General features: G+C 70.5%; 13 protein-coding genes. 6 read left to right on the top strand and 7 right to left on the bottom strand.

The genetic code is table 11. From position 1 onward, the window contains the following. Positions 1 to 123: 123 nt before the first annotated feature. Complete coding sequence (locus tag RC2_RS18325) at positions 124 to 774, bottom strand: DUF6474 family protein (protein WP_068144770.1); 651 nt, start codon at positions 772 to 774, stop codon at positions 124 to 126. A 142-nt stretch (positions 775 to 916) separates the two neighbouring features. Between RC2_RS18325 and RC2_RS18320 the strand changes: the two genes are divergently transcribed. After that, on the top strand, positions 917 to 2521 hold the full coding sequence (locus RC2_RS18320; protein WP_068144766.1) for a TM0106 family RecB-like putative nuclease: 1605 nt from the start codon (positions 917 to 919) through the stop codon (positions 2519 to 2521). A 127-nt stretch (positions 2522 to 2648) separates the two neighbouring features. Here RC2_RS18320 and RC2_RS18315 read toward each other — a convergent pair whose 3' ends face one another. Further along, on the bottom strand, positions 2649 to 3416 hold the full coding sequence (locus tag RC2_RS18315; protein WP_068144764.1) for an SDR family NAD(P)-dependent oxidoreductase: 768 nt from the start codon (positions 3414 to 3416) through the stop codon (positions 2649 to 2651). 87 nt (positions 3417 to 3503) lie between these two features. Between RC2_RS18315 and RC2_RS18310 the strand changes: the two genes are divergently transcribed. Continuing rightward, positions 3504 to 3983 carry a nucleoside deaminase gene (locus tag RC2_RS18310; protein ID WP_068144761.1) on the top strand — a complete coding sequence of 160 codons (480 nt, stop codon included), beginning with the start codon at positions 3504 to 3506 and terminating at the stop codon, positions 3981 to 3983. Between the two features lie 48 nt (positions 3984 to 4031). On the opposite strand, the gene RC2_RS18305 is transcribed toward RC2_RS18310, so the two are convergent. From RC2_RS18305 to RC2_RS18290, 4 genes are all read right to left on the bottom strand, one after another. Further along, complete coding sequence (locus tag RC2_RS18305) at positions 4032 to 4733, bottom strand: TMEM165/GDT1 family protein (protein WP_068144759.1); 702 nt, start codon at positions 4731 to 4733, stop codon at positions 4032 to 4034. A gap of 307 nt (positions 4734 to 5040) precedes the next feature. Continuing rightward, entirely contained in the window at positions 5041 to 6216 is a 1176-nt protein-coding gene (locus tag RC2_RS18300) for an acyl-CoA dehydrogenase family protein (protein ID WP_068144756.1), read from the bottom strand. A 61-nt stretch (positions 6217 to 6277) separates the two neighbouring features. Further along, positions 6278 to 6808: a peptidase gene (locus RC2_RS18295; protein WP_068106619.1), complete on the bottom strand. Its 531-nt coding sequence runs from the start codon at positions 6806 to 6808 to the stop codon at positions 6278 to 6280. Between the two features lie 173 nt (positions 6809 to 6981). After that, positions 6982 to 7605 carry a superoxide dismutase gene (locus RC2_RS18290; protein WP_068106616.1) on the bottom strand — a complete coding sequence of 208 codons (624 nt, stop codon included), beginning with the start codon at positions 7603 to 7605 and terminating at the stop codon, positions 6982 to 6984. A gap of 282 nt (positions 7606 to 7887) precedes the next feature. Here RC2_RS18290 and RC2_RS18285 point away from each other — a divergent pair, with 282 nt between their 5' ends. Continuing rightward, positions 7888 to 8982: an acyltransferase family protein gene (locus RC2_RS18285; RefSeq protein ID WP_068144847.1), complete on the top strand. Its 1095-nt coding sequence runs from the start codon at positions 7888 to 7890 to the stop codon at positions 8980 to 8982. Here RC2_RS18285 and RC2_RS18280 read toward each other — a convergent pair. After that, a complete protein-coding gene (locus RC2_RS18280; RefSeq protein WP_068144753.1) occupies positions 8963 to 9889 on the bottom strand; it encodes an LLM class F420-dependent oxidoreductase in 927 nt (308 codons plus the stop codon). The two genes, RC2_RS18285 and RC2_RS18280, sit on opposite strands and share 20 nt — an antisense overlap. Before the next feature lie 231 nt (positions 9890 to 10120). On the opposite strand from RC2_RS18280, the gene RC2_RS18275 reads away from it, so the two are divergent. From RC2_RS18275 to RC2_RS18265, 3 genes are read left to right on the top strand one after another with little or no spacing between them, the layout of a single operon-like run. Then, positions 10121 to 10444: a rhodanese-like domain-containing protein gene (locus RC2_RS18275; RefSeq protein WP_068144844.1), complete on the top strand. Its 324-nt coding sequence runs from the start codon at positions 10121 to 10123 to the stop codon at positions 10442 to 10444. A 20-nt stretch (positions 10445 to 10464) separates the two neighbouring features. Beyond that, a complete protein-coding gene (locus tag RC2_RS18270; protein ID WP_068144750.1) occupies positions 10465 to 11415 on the top strand; it encodes a DUF4328 domain-containing protein in 951 nt (316 codons plus the stop codon). Beyond that, complete coding sequence (locus RC2_RS18265; RefSeq protein ID WP_068144746.1) at positions 11412 to 12188, top strand: glycerophosphodiester phosphodiesterase family protein; 777 nt, start codon at positions 11412 to 11414, stop codon at positions 12186 to 12188. Before RC2_RS18270 ends, RC2_RS18265 begins: the two co-directional genes overlap by 4 nt. The last annotated feature ends 1 nt before the right edge of the window (position 12189 follow it).

Below are 12189 nucleotides of genomic sequence, written 5' to 3'. Positions count from 1 at the left end.
GTCAGGGACGTCGAGTCGGGCTCTCCGCCGTCGGCGGTGGCATGGGCGGCGACGGCGAGGGCTCCGGTGAGGGCGCCGACGGCGGCCCCCCGGAACGCGCGTCGTCGCTCGGTCACGGTGGTCCTAGCGGACGCCGAGGCGCGCGAGGATGTCGGCTTCGATGCCGTCGATCTCGTCGGAGATGGCGCCGTGGGCGAGGCTGCGCCGCTTCGGCGGCATCTGCTCGGCGGCGTGCACGGCGGTGGTGAGGTCGGCCAGCCGGGCGCGGGACGCCTCGACGAAGCGGCCGGTCTCGGTGTCGCGGTGGGTGGTCTCGAGTTCCTTCAGGGACTTCTCGGCACCGACGACGCGGGCGCTCAGCTTCGCGCCGTGCCCGGTGTACCGGCCGAGCTCGGTGACGTCGACACCCAGTCGCGCCGCCCGGGACTGATCGAGCTGCGCGCGGACCGCTGTGGCCGCGCGGTAGGCGATGGGGACCAGCACGGGTGCGAGCACGCGGCCGATGCCGACCCACTTGCGCACCTTGGCCGGGTTGACCTTGCCTTCGCGAGCGCGCTGCTCACGGGCGGCGAGGGCCTTGCGGTAGGCCTCGTCGGTCTTCTGCTGGCTCGCGAGCGCCTTGGCGTCGTTCTTCGCCAGCTTCTTCAGATGCTTGCGCTCGTTGCGGGCGGAGTACTTGGCCTCCAGCCCGGCCTTGTGCCGGAGGGCCTTGGCTTCCGCTTTGCGGGTGGCCTTCCGGGTGGCGCGTCGTGACTTTCCTGTCAGCAGACCCATGGTCGTTCCTGCTCCTTCGTCTCCGACGGCGCGCCGGGCGCCCACCTGCGGCGCCGCGACGGCGCCTCGTGCGCACCAGCCTATCGGTCGGGGTGGTCGTGTCGGCGGGTGGATCTACGCTGCGTGAGTGCCCACTTCCGCGATGATCGACGCCGCCACGCTCACGCGCTGCCGGCACCGGGTGTATCTCGACACCGCGTACCGGTCGTTGATCGCCGACGTTCCGGAGGACACCGGGGTGCAGATGCGGCGTGAGGCCGCGGCGGTCCACCGGTTGCTGGTCAAGGACGTGCTCGTGGCGGCCGACCCGGAGGGCTGGGCGGTCGTTCCCGCGGACGTGTCGCACGCCGAGCGGGTGCGGCGGACCACGCGGGCGCTCGCCGACGGTGCGCGGTACGTCTGGAACGCCACGTTCGCGGACGACGTCGAGGCCGGTCGTCGCGGTCGCTGCGATCTGCTGATCGCGGATCCCGCCGGGGGGTACATCCCGGTGCTGGTCGTCAATCACAAGGTCACCGACCCCGGGTCCGGCGCCGTGACCAGTCCGTTCGGGCGGTGGGAGCCCGGGGTCGACGTGGCGCGGAAGGTTCGTCCGCAGCTCCGGGATCAGCTGGGTGCGGTCCACGTGCACCGGTTGCTCGCCTCCCTCGGCCAGGACGGCAGGTCCGCCGTCGGCGGCGCGATCGGGTTCGGCGGGGACGTGATCCTGGTGCACGATCTGCTCGCCGTCGGCCCCACGTACGACGCACGGTTCGCCGACCGCCTCGCCATCGCCCGCGGCCGGGCGGTCACCGCGCCGGTCAAGGTGTCCGAGTGCCGGTCCTGTCCGTGGTGGTCCGAGTGCGGGGAGACGCTCCGCCGCACGCGTGACGTCAGCCTCGTCGCCGCGGGGTCTCGGGCGGACGCGCTGTACTCCGCGGGCATCCGCACCATCGACGAGCTCGCCGCGTGGACGGCGGACGCCCCACCCGAGGAGTGGCCGCACGGGGACTTCGCGGAGGCCGTCGTCGTCGCACAGGCGTGGATCGCGCAGGCCCCGCTGGTGCGCCGCACGGAGACCGTCGCGGTGCAGCGGGCCGACGTCGAGGTGGACGTCGACATGGAGAGTTTCCAGGAGCACGGCGCCTACATGTGGGGCACGTTGCTCGATCGGCGGGACGGGTCCGCCCCGCAGTACCGGGCGTTCACCACGTGGGAGCCGGTGCCGACCATGGACGAGGCCCGCTCGTTCGCCGAGTTCTGGACGTGGCTGATGGACACGCGCGCGGAGGCGCACGAGTCGGGCCGGACCTTCGCCGCCTACTGCTACTCCCGCGCCGCGGAGGACAAGTGGTTGATCGGGTCCGCGCGTCGATTCGCGGGAGTGGACGGTGTGCCCACCGAGGCGCAGGTGCGGGAGTTCATCGACGGCCCCGAGTGGGTCGACATGTACATCGCGGTGTCGCAGAACTTCGTGTGTCCGGACGGCAAGGGACTGAAGAAGGTGGCGCCCGTCGCCGGGTTCCATTGGCGTGACGACGAGGCGGGCGGTGAGGCGTCCATGGCCTGGTACCGCGCGGCCGTGGGGTACGACGACGCGCCCGGATCCGAGGGCGCCCCCACGGAGACCGACCTGTCCCAGCGCGAGCGGCTGCTCGAGTACAACGAGGACGACGTTCGCGCCACCCACGCTCTGCGGGTGTGGATGGACGGCGAGGACGTGCTCCGCCTCCCGACGGCGGCCGACCTGGCCCGCACGTACCGCTGAGCGTCGGAACACGAGAGAGGCGTCCCCTCGCTGCGAGTCGGGGGTCGGCAGCGAGGGGACGCCTCAGGGTGTCTTCGGGCCTACCGCACCCACGGATGGGTCGGGGATCGAAAACTTTCCGAGAAGATCAGCGCGGGGCCATGCGGAGCGCGCCGTCCATGCGGATGGTCTCGCCGTTGAGGTAGTCGTGCTCGACGATCATCTGCGCGAGCTGCGCGTATTCGGTCGGCTGGGCCAGGCGCGACGGGAAGGGCACACCGGCCTCGAGGCCGTGGCGGTACTCCTCGGTGACACCGGCGAGCATCGGGGTGTCCACGATGCCGGGGGCGATGGTGTTGACGCGGATACCGACCTGCGCGAGGTCACGTGCCGCGGGAACGGTCATGCCGTGCACGCCGCCCTTGGACGCCGAGTAGGCGATCTGGCCGATCTGGCCCTCGAACGCCGCGACCGACGCGGTGTTGATGACCACGCCGCGCTGACCGGCGTCGTCGACGGTCGGGAGGGACTGCATGTGCTCGGCGGCCAGACGCATGACGTTGAACGTGCCCAGCAGGTTGATGGTGATGACGGTGCGGAACAGCTCGAGGTCGTGCGCACCCTTCTTCGACAGGATGCGACCGGCCCAGCCCACACCGGCGCAGTTGACGACGATGCGCAGCGGCACCCCGGCCTCGCCGATGGTCTTCAGGGCGGCGCGGACCTCCTCGTCGCTGGTGACGTCGGCGGCCAGGAGGGTGACGCCCTCGGGCACGGAGTCGCCGGCCTTGTCGATGGAGGACTGCAGGTCCAGACCGAAGACGGTGACCCCGTTCTCGGCGAAGCGCTTCGCGGTGGCGGCGCCCAGTCCCGATGCGCCGCCGGTGACCAGTGCTGCGGATCCTGCCATCTCCATGAGTCGGTCCTCTCGTCGTGCAGCCGCCACCCGAGTTAGTGACGACTTACCGAAATGCACCCTAGCCGGTTGGGGCACACTCGGGTCATGACCCCGACTGCCGACGATCTGGTCCTCCTGCGCCGCTGCGTCGCCCTGGCCGAGGAGGCGCTCGATGCGGGCGACGAGCCGTTCGGCTCCGTCCTGGTCGACGCCGACGGCACGGTGCTGTTCGAGGACCGCAACCGGGTGAGCGGGGGCAACCGCACCCTGCATCCCGAGTTCACCATCACGCAGTGGGCGACGGAGCACCTGACGCCGGCCGAGCGCGCCGCCTCGACCGTCTACACCTCGGGAGAGCACTGCGCGATGTGTTCGGCCGCGCACGCCTGGGTGGGTCTGGGTCGCATCGTCTACGCGGTATCCGGGGCGCAGCTCGGCGCCTGGCAGCGCGAGTGGGGTGTGCCCGCCGGGCCGGTGGCGTCGCTGTCGATCCAGCAGGTCGCCCCGGGCCTCGAGGTGGACGGTCCGGCCGACGAGTTGGTCCCGGTGATGCGGGAGCTGCATCGCCGGACCGCGTCCCGCTGACGGCTCCTCCGTGCGCTGAACGTGCACCGTCCGTGAACGCGTGCAGCGTCAGCGGGAACCCGACGGGGCCGACTCGTCCGACTCGGCGGTGGCCGGAGCGGGCGTACGCATCCGCCACGTGGTGAACGCGCTGCCCAGGGCCAGGACCACGACGGCGGCGACGATGCCGATGGACGACGTCGGGAAGACGCCCTCGAGGATCAGCCAGACACCGAAGACGAAGAACAGGGTGGCGGCGCCGAGCGTGATGAGACGCTCCGGGAGCCGCTTGCCGAGCGTGGCGCCGACGACGATGGCCAGCGCGTCGGCGGCGACCATGCCGAGGGTCGAGCCGATCCAGACGCCCACCCAGTCGTTGTCCGACGCGAGGGTGACCGTGGCGAGCATCGTCTTGTCGCCGAGCTCGGCCAGGAAGAACGCCGACGCGACAGCGATGAACGCGGACTTGGTGACGCGGTCGGCCTTGCTCTTCTCCTCCTCGTCGAGACTGTCCCCACGCAGGGTCCACAGGCCGAACACGAGGAACGCGACACCGCCGACGATGCCGATGAGCTGGGTGGGGAGCGCCACGCCGAGGGAGTGACCGACGGCCACCGACAGAAGGTGCACGACGGTGGTGGCGAGGGTGATGCCGCCGATGACGACCCACCAGCGGTACTTGAGAGCGAACGTCATCGCCATGAGCTGGGACTTGTCACCGAGCTCGGCGACGAAGATGACGCCGAAGCTGAGCAGCAGGGCGGCGAGCACTGGAACCTCCGTGGGCAGGCGCGTCGGCCTCCGCGAGGGGAGAATCGGCCGGCGCTCGGTGCCGGGGTGCGGCACCGTACGGTCATCGGACCGAAGGTCTCGCCCACCCGCCGATCGGCCGGTTCGCCGAGCCGGGAGCGGCCCGTAGTGCACCGCGCCAGTATGTCGACTCGACGATTGGGGGCTACTCCCCTTCGCTGCTCACCACGCTAAAGTGCTGGTCAGGAGTGTGCAACTTCCGAAATCGCAGTTCGGTGGGCCGAAGAAAGTCGTGTCGCAACCCACCGCGCGGCGCTCCGGGGGCCCGTCAGCGGAAGGCGTTCTGCCCGGTCATCGCCTGTCCCAGGATGAGGGTGTGCATCTCCACGGTGCCCTCGTAGGTGAGCACCGACTCGAGGTTGTTCATGTGGCGGATCACCGGATACTCGAGCGAGATTCCGTTGGCGCCCAGAATCGTGCGGGACGTGCGGCAGATGTCGAGCGCCTCGCGGACGTTGTTCAGCTTGCCCAGGCTGATTTCTTCGGTGCGCAGGGTGCCCGCGTCCTTGCGACGGCCGAGGTGCAGCGCGAGCAGCAACCCCTTCGTCAGCTCGAGGTTCATGTCCACCAGCTTCTGCTGGGTCAGCTGGAACCCGGAGAGGGGCCGGCCGAACTGGGTGCGCTCGGAGGCGTAGCTCAGCGCGGCCTGCAGGGACGATCGCGCCGCGCCGAGCGAGCCCCAGACGATGCCGTACCGCGCTTCGTTCAGCGCGCCCAGCGGAGCCTTGAGTCCGCGCGCCTCCGGCAGGACCGCCGACGCGGGAAGCCGCACTCCCTCGAGCACGAGTTCACTGGTCACCGACGCGCGTAGCGACATCTTGTGTTCGATGCGCGGGGCGGAGAAGCCCGGCGTCGACGTCGGGACGACGAAGCCGTTCACGCCGTCCTCGGTTTTCGCCCACACCACGGCCACGTCCGCGACGCTGCCGTTGGTGATCCACATCTTGCGTCCGTCGAGAATCCAGTCGTCCCCGTCCCGACGTGCGCGGGTCAGCATCGACGACGGGTCCGATCCGGCGTCGGGCTCGGTGAGGCCGAAGCAGCCGAGGGCCTCGCCGGCGGCCATCCGCGGGAGCCATTCCGTCTTCTGTTCCTCGGAGCCGTACTTCCAGATCGAGTACATCGCGAGCGAGCCCTGGACCGAGACCAGGGACCGCAGCCCCGAGTCGGTCGCTTCCAGTTCGAGGCACGCGAGCCCGTACTCCGTCGCGCTCATCCCGGCGCAGCCGTACCCCGTGAGGTGCATGCCGAGGACGCCGAGCGCGCCGAGTTCCTTCGCCAGTCCGCGGATGTCGTCGATCTCCCCGCGTTCGAACCAGTCGCCGACGTAGGGCTCGACCCGGCGTTCGCAGAGTGCGCGCACCGAGTCGCGCACCGCCTTCTCGTCGGCCGAGAGCAGGTCGTCGATCCCGGCGAGGTCGAGGGCGGAGCGGGTGTCGGTCATCGAGGCGGATCCTTCCGGCGGAGGCGTGTGACCTCGACTGTATCCGTCGTGTCCGACCGGCTCAGGCGGCGAGCAGCATCGCGAGGACGGCGGTGTCGGGATCGCTGCCGGGATCGAGCCCGACGCGGCTGATCAGCGAGGTCACGGTGCCGTCGGCCTCCGCTTCGACCCACGCCGCGCGGTGGTCGAGCCCGAGGTGCGGCAGGCCGGGCAGCAGTACGCAGCCGGAGGCGGCGCCGGCGCATTCGGGCAGCGTGGGCATGGTTTCCGACGGCGGGTGCAGCATCATCAGCGCGGCGGGCGAGTGGTGGGCGAATCGCTCCGGGGTGACCGCGGCGTCGCCGACCACCGGGCCCTCGGCGACGACGAGGCCCACCGTGCCCTCGGCGGGATCGTCGGGCAGTTCTTCTCGCACACCGAAGACCGTGGTGGTGCCGAGCAGGCCGGGTGTCGACGCCACCCGCACGGTGAAGGCGAGCAGTTGCGCCCATTCCTTGGTGGTGTCGGGCCATCGGCCCGAGACCACGAAGCCGCGCAGCGTGCCGCCGGCCTGGAACGGCGCGACGGCGATGGGTCCGCGATGTACGTCCATGACTGCACCTCCGGTCCGGGGAACGCAGAACACCACGCGTCCCATCTGGCACACAAGAGGGATCGAGTGCCAGGCTCGAACCGTCGACTCCCGGACCGTCGACCCCCGGACGCGAGAACGCCGCCTCCGCGAGTGCGGAGACGGCGTTCCGAGTGACCGTCGACGGGGGGCGATCAGGGGAAGATCAGGCCCGAGGTCTGCGAGGTGGCGGCGGCGAAGCGCTGCTGGACGTCGGCCCAGTTGACGACGTTCCAGAACGCTTTCACGTAGTCGGCCTTGACGTTCTTGTACTGCAGGTAGAAGGCGTGCTCCCACATGTCGACCTGCAGCAGCGGGATGATGCCGAGCGGCACGTTGGCCTGCTGGTCGTACAGCTGGAAGGTGAGCAGCTTCTTGCCCAGGGTGTCCCAGCCGAGGACGGCCCAGCCGGAGCCCTGCAGGCCGTTGGCGGCCGCGGTGAACTGCGCGCGGAACTTGTCGAACGACCCGAACTGGTCGTCGATGGCCGCGGCGAGCTCGCCCTCGGGCTTGTCGCCACCGTTGGGGGAGAGGTTCTTCCACCAGATGGAGTGGTTCACGTGGCCGCCGAGGTGGAAGGCCAGGTTCTTCTCGAGCAGGAAGATCGAGCCGTGGTCTTCCTTGTCCCGCGCGTCCGCCAGCTTCTCGAGGGCAGTGTTCACCCCGGCGACATAGGTGGCGTGGTGCTTCGAGTGATGCAGCTCGTTGATCTCACCCGAGATGTGGGGCTCGAGAGCGGCGTAGTCGTAGTCGAGGTCGGGCAATGTGTACTCGGACACGAATGTTCCCTTCTCCTGCTGTCCGTCGACTCGCACGTCGGAGCCGACAGTGGGTTTCGGCCCGTCGGTCGGACGGACCCGTCGGGGTCTGGCCTACCCGGACCCCGTCATTCGTACACCTCGCGTCGGCCCGCGCACTCGACGGCCCGATACCAGATGGCTCCGTCGATCGCCGCCGAATTCGACCGACAGCTGAACGGAACCTTACGATCGGGTGCTATGCCTCCCGCCCGCGACTCCGACGCGGTGGCCGCCCCCGCGCGCGCCGCCGGTCTGCGCAGCGTGCGGTTTCCCGGCCTGAACGTGCTGCGCGCGGTCGCGGTCCTGGCCGTCGTGTACTCCCACATCTCGTACTACCTGGTCGACGACGTGGGCGGGACCTGGTGGGTCATCGACGCGGTCACCGCGACGCTGATCGACGTCGGCGGGCTCAATCACCACCTCTCGTTCGTCGGGGTGGCGTTCTTCATGATGCTGACCGGCCTGGTGTCGACGGCGTCGGTGGCGCGCCACTCGCCTCGCTCGTTCCTGGTGGGTCGCGCCGCGCGGTTGCTGCCGGTGTTCTGGTTGTCGATCCTCGCGGCCGTCATCCTGGTCCGACTCGGGGTGAACGGCATGTTCTCCCAGACCGTCGGAATCAGCAATGCCGAAGCCGCGATGAGCTTCGTGCTCGGCGGGTTCTTCCTGCGTCCCGAGGTCGTGGTCCTCGGCGTGACCTGGACGCTGATCGTGCAGTTCGTGTTCTACGGCTACGCGGTCGCGCTGCGTCGCCTCCTGACGACGCGACCGGTTCTGGTTCCGACCCTCGGTGCCGCGCTGTGCTGGCTCGTCCTGCTGTACACGGACCTGGTGCCGTACGACTGGACGATTCCGATGGTCGACAAGGTCGCCGCGACGCTGCCGACGGTCTTCCTGGGTCAGATCGCGTACTTCGCGTTCGTACGGATCGCGTCGTGGCGCGTCCTCGTCGGCGCGGCGCTGGCGCAGTTCGCCGTCATCCAGTTCGCAATGACGGTCGACGCGTTCCACGTCGGTCAGCGCGGGCACCTGTGGACGGTGTTGGTGTTGATCGCTGCCGTCGTCCTCGTCGCGCCGACCGACACCGCGTTCGGCCGCAGCCGCGTCGTGCACTGGCTGGCGACGCGCAGCTACACCATCTATCTGGTGCACACTCTGGTGCTCTACCGCATCTACCAGTGGGTGGAGCCGCACCTCGGCCCCACCGCCGCCGTCGCTGTCTTCGCGCTCGTCGTCGGCATCCTGTCGGACCTGGTGTACCGCTATGTCGAGACGCCGGCGTCGGCGTGGATCGCGAAGCGTTTCGCCGGTAGCGGGTCTCCGGGGGCGGACCCGAAGGTCACCCCACCTGCGGCATGACCTGCTCCGCCACCAGCGCCAGGTGGTCGAGGTCGTGCAGGTCGAGCACCTGCAGGTAGACACGGGTCGAGCCGAGTTCGGCGAATCGGCCGAGGGTGTCCACGACCTGGCTGGGCGATCCGGCCGCGCCGTTTCGGATCACCTCGTCGACCTCACGCCCGATCGCCCCGGCCCGTCGGGCCACCTCGGCATCGGACGACCCGCAGCACAGGACGAGGGCGTTGGACCAGGTCATCGACGACGGGTCGCGCCCGGCCTCGGTACAGGCCGCCCGCACGCGGTCGAACTGCGTCGCGGTGGTCTCGGCGTCGGCGAAGGGCAGGTTGAACTCGGTGGCGTACCGCGCGGCCAGCGCCGGCGTCCGCTTCTTGCCGCCGCCGCCGATGACGATCGGCACCGAGTCCTGCGCGGGCTTCGGCAGTCCGGGCGACCCGGTGACCGAGAAGTGGTGGCCCTGGTGGTCGAAGGTCTCGCCCTCGGGCGTGGCCCACATGCCGGTCACGATGGCCAAGGTGTCCTCGAACCGATCGAATCGCTCGCCGACCGGCGGGAACGGAATGGCCCCTGCCGCATGCTCCTCGGCGTACCAGCCGGCGCCGAGCCCGAGTTCGACGCGGCCACCGCTCATCGCGTCGACCTGCGCGACGGACACCGCGAGGGGGCCGGGATAGCGGAAGGTCGCCGAGGTGACCAGCGTCCCCAGGCGGATGGTCGACGTCTCGCGCGCCAGCCCGGCGAGGGTGACCCAGGCGTCCGTCGGACCGGGCCGGCCGTCGACGTTCATCGGGAGGTAGTGGTCCGACCGGAAGAACGCGTCGAAACCGAGGTCTTCCGACGCGCGGGCGACCCGGAGGAGGTCGTCGTACGTCGCGCCCTGCTGCGGTTCGGTGAAGATGCGGAGATCCATGCCTCGACTTTAGAGACGTCGGGGTTGGACGGTGCACGATGCGCCGGCGCTCTCCCTCGTCCGAAATCCAACTCGGAACGGGTTTCCGGTCGGTTTCTGTGGATGTTTCTGTGGACAGTGTGGATAACTCGGCGCTCCGGCCGGTCGTGCGGTCCGAGGTCCGACGGACCGTGGCACCGCGTGGGCGGTCGTGACAGGATCGACGGTGTGAGCCAGGGGTTCGGTCCGTCCATTCCGTCCGTGTCGGTCGCCGAGGTGCCCGAGCGTGCCGAGGCCACCTTGCTCGACGTCCGGGAGGACGACGAGTGGCAACAGGGCCACGCCCCCGGCGCCGTGCACGTTCCGATGGGCGACGTGCCGTCGCGGCTCGCCGAGATCAGCGTCGACGGCGAGTTGTACGTCGTGTGTCGCCAGGGCGGGCGATCGGCGCGCGTCGTCGAGTACCTGCAGCACGCGGGCATCGACGCCGTCAACGTCGACGGCGGCATGGTGGCCTGGCAGCAGGCCGGACTGCCGGTGGTCGACGACGCCGGCCGACCCGCCACCGTCTACTGATTCCGGGACACGTGGGCCCGATGATCTACTTCCAGATCTGCGCGCGGTGCCGCCACCGCATCGACGTCGGCACTCGACCGCTGCAGTGGTGCCCGCGATGCCGAGGCGTCCTGCTCTCCCCGGTTCCCGTCGGCGCCTCGCCCGGCGCGGTCCGTCGGAACTTCCGCTGGGTGGCCACCCGGCCGGGTGGTCGACGTCCGGCCCGCCGCGTCGCGCCGCCCGGTCCCACTCCGTCGTACGCCGAGATCCCGCGCTGGGGGCTGCCCACCGAGGTGCCGCCGCCCGTGGAAGTGCCGAACAGGGCGGACCGCCTGGCCGACCGCGCGCCGCGACTTCTCGGAGCCGCTGCCGTGCTCTTCGCCGCCGCGGCGGTCGCCGAGTTCTGCCGATACGGTGTGCTGCTCGTCAACCGCCACCGCCTGATCGAGCCCGTGGTGCTCGCGCTCTCCGATGCCGCCGTCTGGTGTCTCGCCGTGTTCGCGACCGGTGTCGGCATCGCCGCAGCCGTGGCGTCGGTCGGCTGGCTGCGTCGGGCCCGGACCGATGCGTACGCCGCGGTCGGCGCCGCCGATCCCCGTCGTTCCCGGACCCTGTACGCCGGCTCCCTCGTTCCGGTCGTCAACCTCGTGATGCCGGGTGTCTTCCTCACCGAACTCGCCCGCGTGTCGCGTCACGGGCCGAGGCTGGGTCCGATCGTTCCGTGGTGGTGGACGGTGTGGATCGCCAACTGGGCCATGCTGGCGATCGCCACCGCCTTCCGCTTCGGCGACGGTATCCAGGCGCAGGCGAACGGCGTCGTCGCCGCGGCTCTGACCGACGTCGTCGCCGCCGGACTCGCCGCGATCACGCTCGCGGTGATGCGACGGGCCGAGGACCGCACGACGCGGGGGGATCGGCGCGTGCCGACCCGCTGGGTCGTCGCACCGCCGTCGTCGGTCGAGGAGCCGGTGGACGCGGGAGCGGTCCGATGAGCCTGGCGCCGCTGGTCGTGGCGCATCGCGGAGCGTCGGGCATGCGGCCGGAACACACGCTCGTCGCCTACGAACAGGCGCTGCGCGAGGGTGCCGACGGCGTGGAGTGCGACGTGCGTCTGACTCGCGACGGGCGCGTCGTCTGTGTGCACGACCGCCGCATCGATCGCACGTCCAGCGGGTCGGGCGTCGTCAGCACACTGACCTACGAGGCGATGGCGGGCCACGACTACGGCACCGCGGACGATCCGGCGAACGTCCTGCTGTTCTCGGATCTGTTGGATCTGGTGCTGCAGTGGAAGGCCAAGCCGGCGCGGATCTTCGTCGAGACGAAGCACCCGGTGCGCTACGGCGGACTCATCGAGAACGCGGTGCTGGCGGAACTGCACCGGTTCGGCATCGGCCGCCCGCCGTCGGCGTCGTTGTCGCGGGCGGTGGTCATGTCCTTCGCGCCGACGGCGGTGTGGCGCGTTCGCCGTGCGGCCCCGATGCTGCCGACGGTGTTGTTGGGCAACGCGTCTCGCTACATCGGCGGCGGTGCGGCGACCACCGTGGGGGCGACGGCGATCGGTCCGTCGATTCGCACCCTCCGCGAGCGGCCCGCCTTGGTCGACCGCGCGGCCGCGGCGGGTCGGGCCACCTACTGCTGGACGGTCAACACCGCCGAGGACGCGCACCTGTGCCAGGACCTGGGGGTGCGGTGGATCGCGACCGATCATCCCGGCCAGGTGTTGGCCTGGCTCGACGAGAGCCCGGTGCCTCGCCTCCGGTGAC

It is taken from the genome of Rhodococcoides corynebacterioides NBRC 14404 (assembly GCF_001894765.1).
GTDB lineage: Bacteria > Actinomycetota > Actinomycetes > Mycobacteriales > Mycobacteriaceae > Rhodococcoides > Rhodococcoides corynebacterioides.
The sequence above is the reverse complement of the archived record's forward strand: the minus strand, read 5'-3'. Positions and strand labels throughout refer to the sequence as shown.

Bases quoted from the DNA above. Each gene is read 5' to 3' on its own strand.
- RC2_RS18325 (WP_068144770.1), bottom strand. From the start codon at position 774: ATGGGTCTGCTGACAGGAAAGTCACGACGCGCCACCCGGAAGGCCACC.
- RC2_RS18320 (WP_068144766.1), top strand. From the start codon at position 917: ATGATCGACGCCGCCACGCTCACGCGCTGCCGGCACCGGGTGTATCTC.
- RC2_RS18315 (WP_068144764.1), bottom strand. From the start codon at position 3,416: ATGGAGATGGCAGGATCCGCAGCACTGGTCACCGGCGGCGCATCGGGA.
- RC2_RS18310 (WP_068144761.1), top strand. From the start codon at position 3,504: ATGACCCCGACTGCCGACGATCTGGTCCTCCTGCGCCGCTGCGTCGCC.
- RC2_RS18300 (WP_068144756.1), bottom strand. From the start codon at position 6,216: ATGACCGACACCCGCTCCGCCCTCGACCTCGCCGGGATCGACGACCTG.
- RC2_RS18295 (WP_068106619.1), bottom strand. From the start codon at position 6,808: ATGGACGTACATCGCGGACCCATCGCCGTCGCGCCGTTCCAGGCCGGC.
- RC2_RS18280 (WP_068144753.1), bottom strand. From the start codon at position 9,889: ATGGATCTCCGCATCTTCACCGAACCGCAGCAGGGCGCGACGTACGAC.
- RC2_RS18270 (WP_068144750.1), top strand. From the start codon at position 10,465: ATGATCTACTTCCAGATCTGCGCGCGGTGCCGCCACCGCATCGACGTC.
- RC2_RS18265 (WP_068144746.1), top strand. From the start codon at position 11,412: ATGAGCCTGGCGCCGCTGGTCGTGGCGCATCGCGGAGCGTCGGGCATG.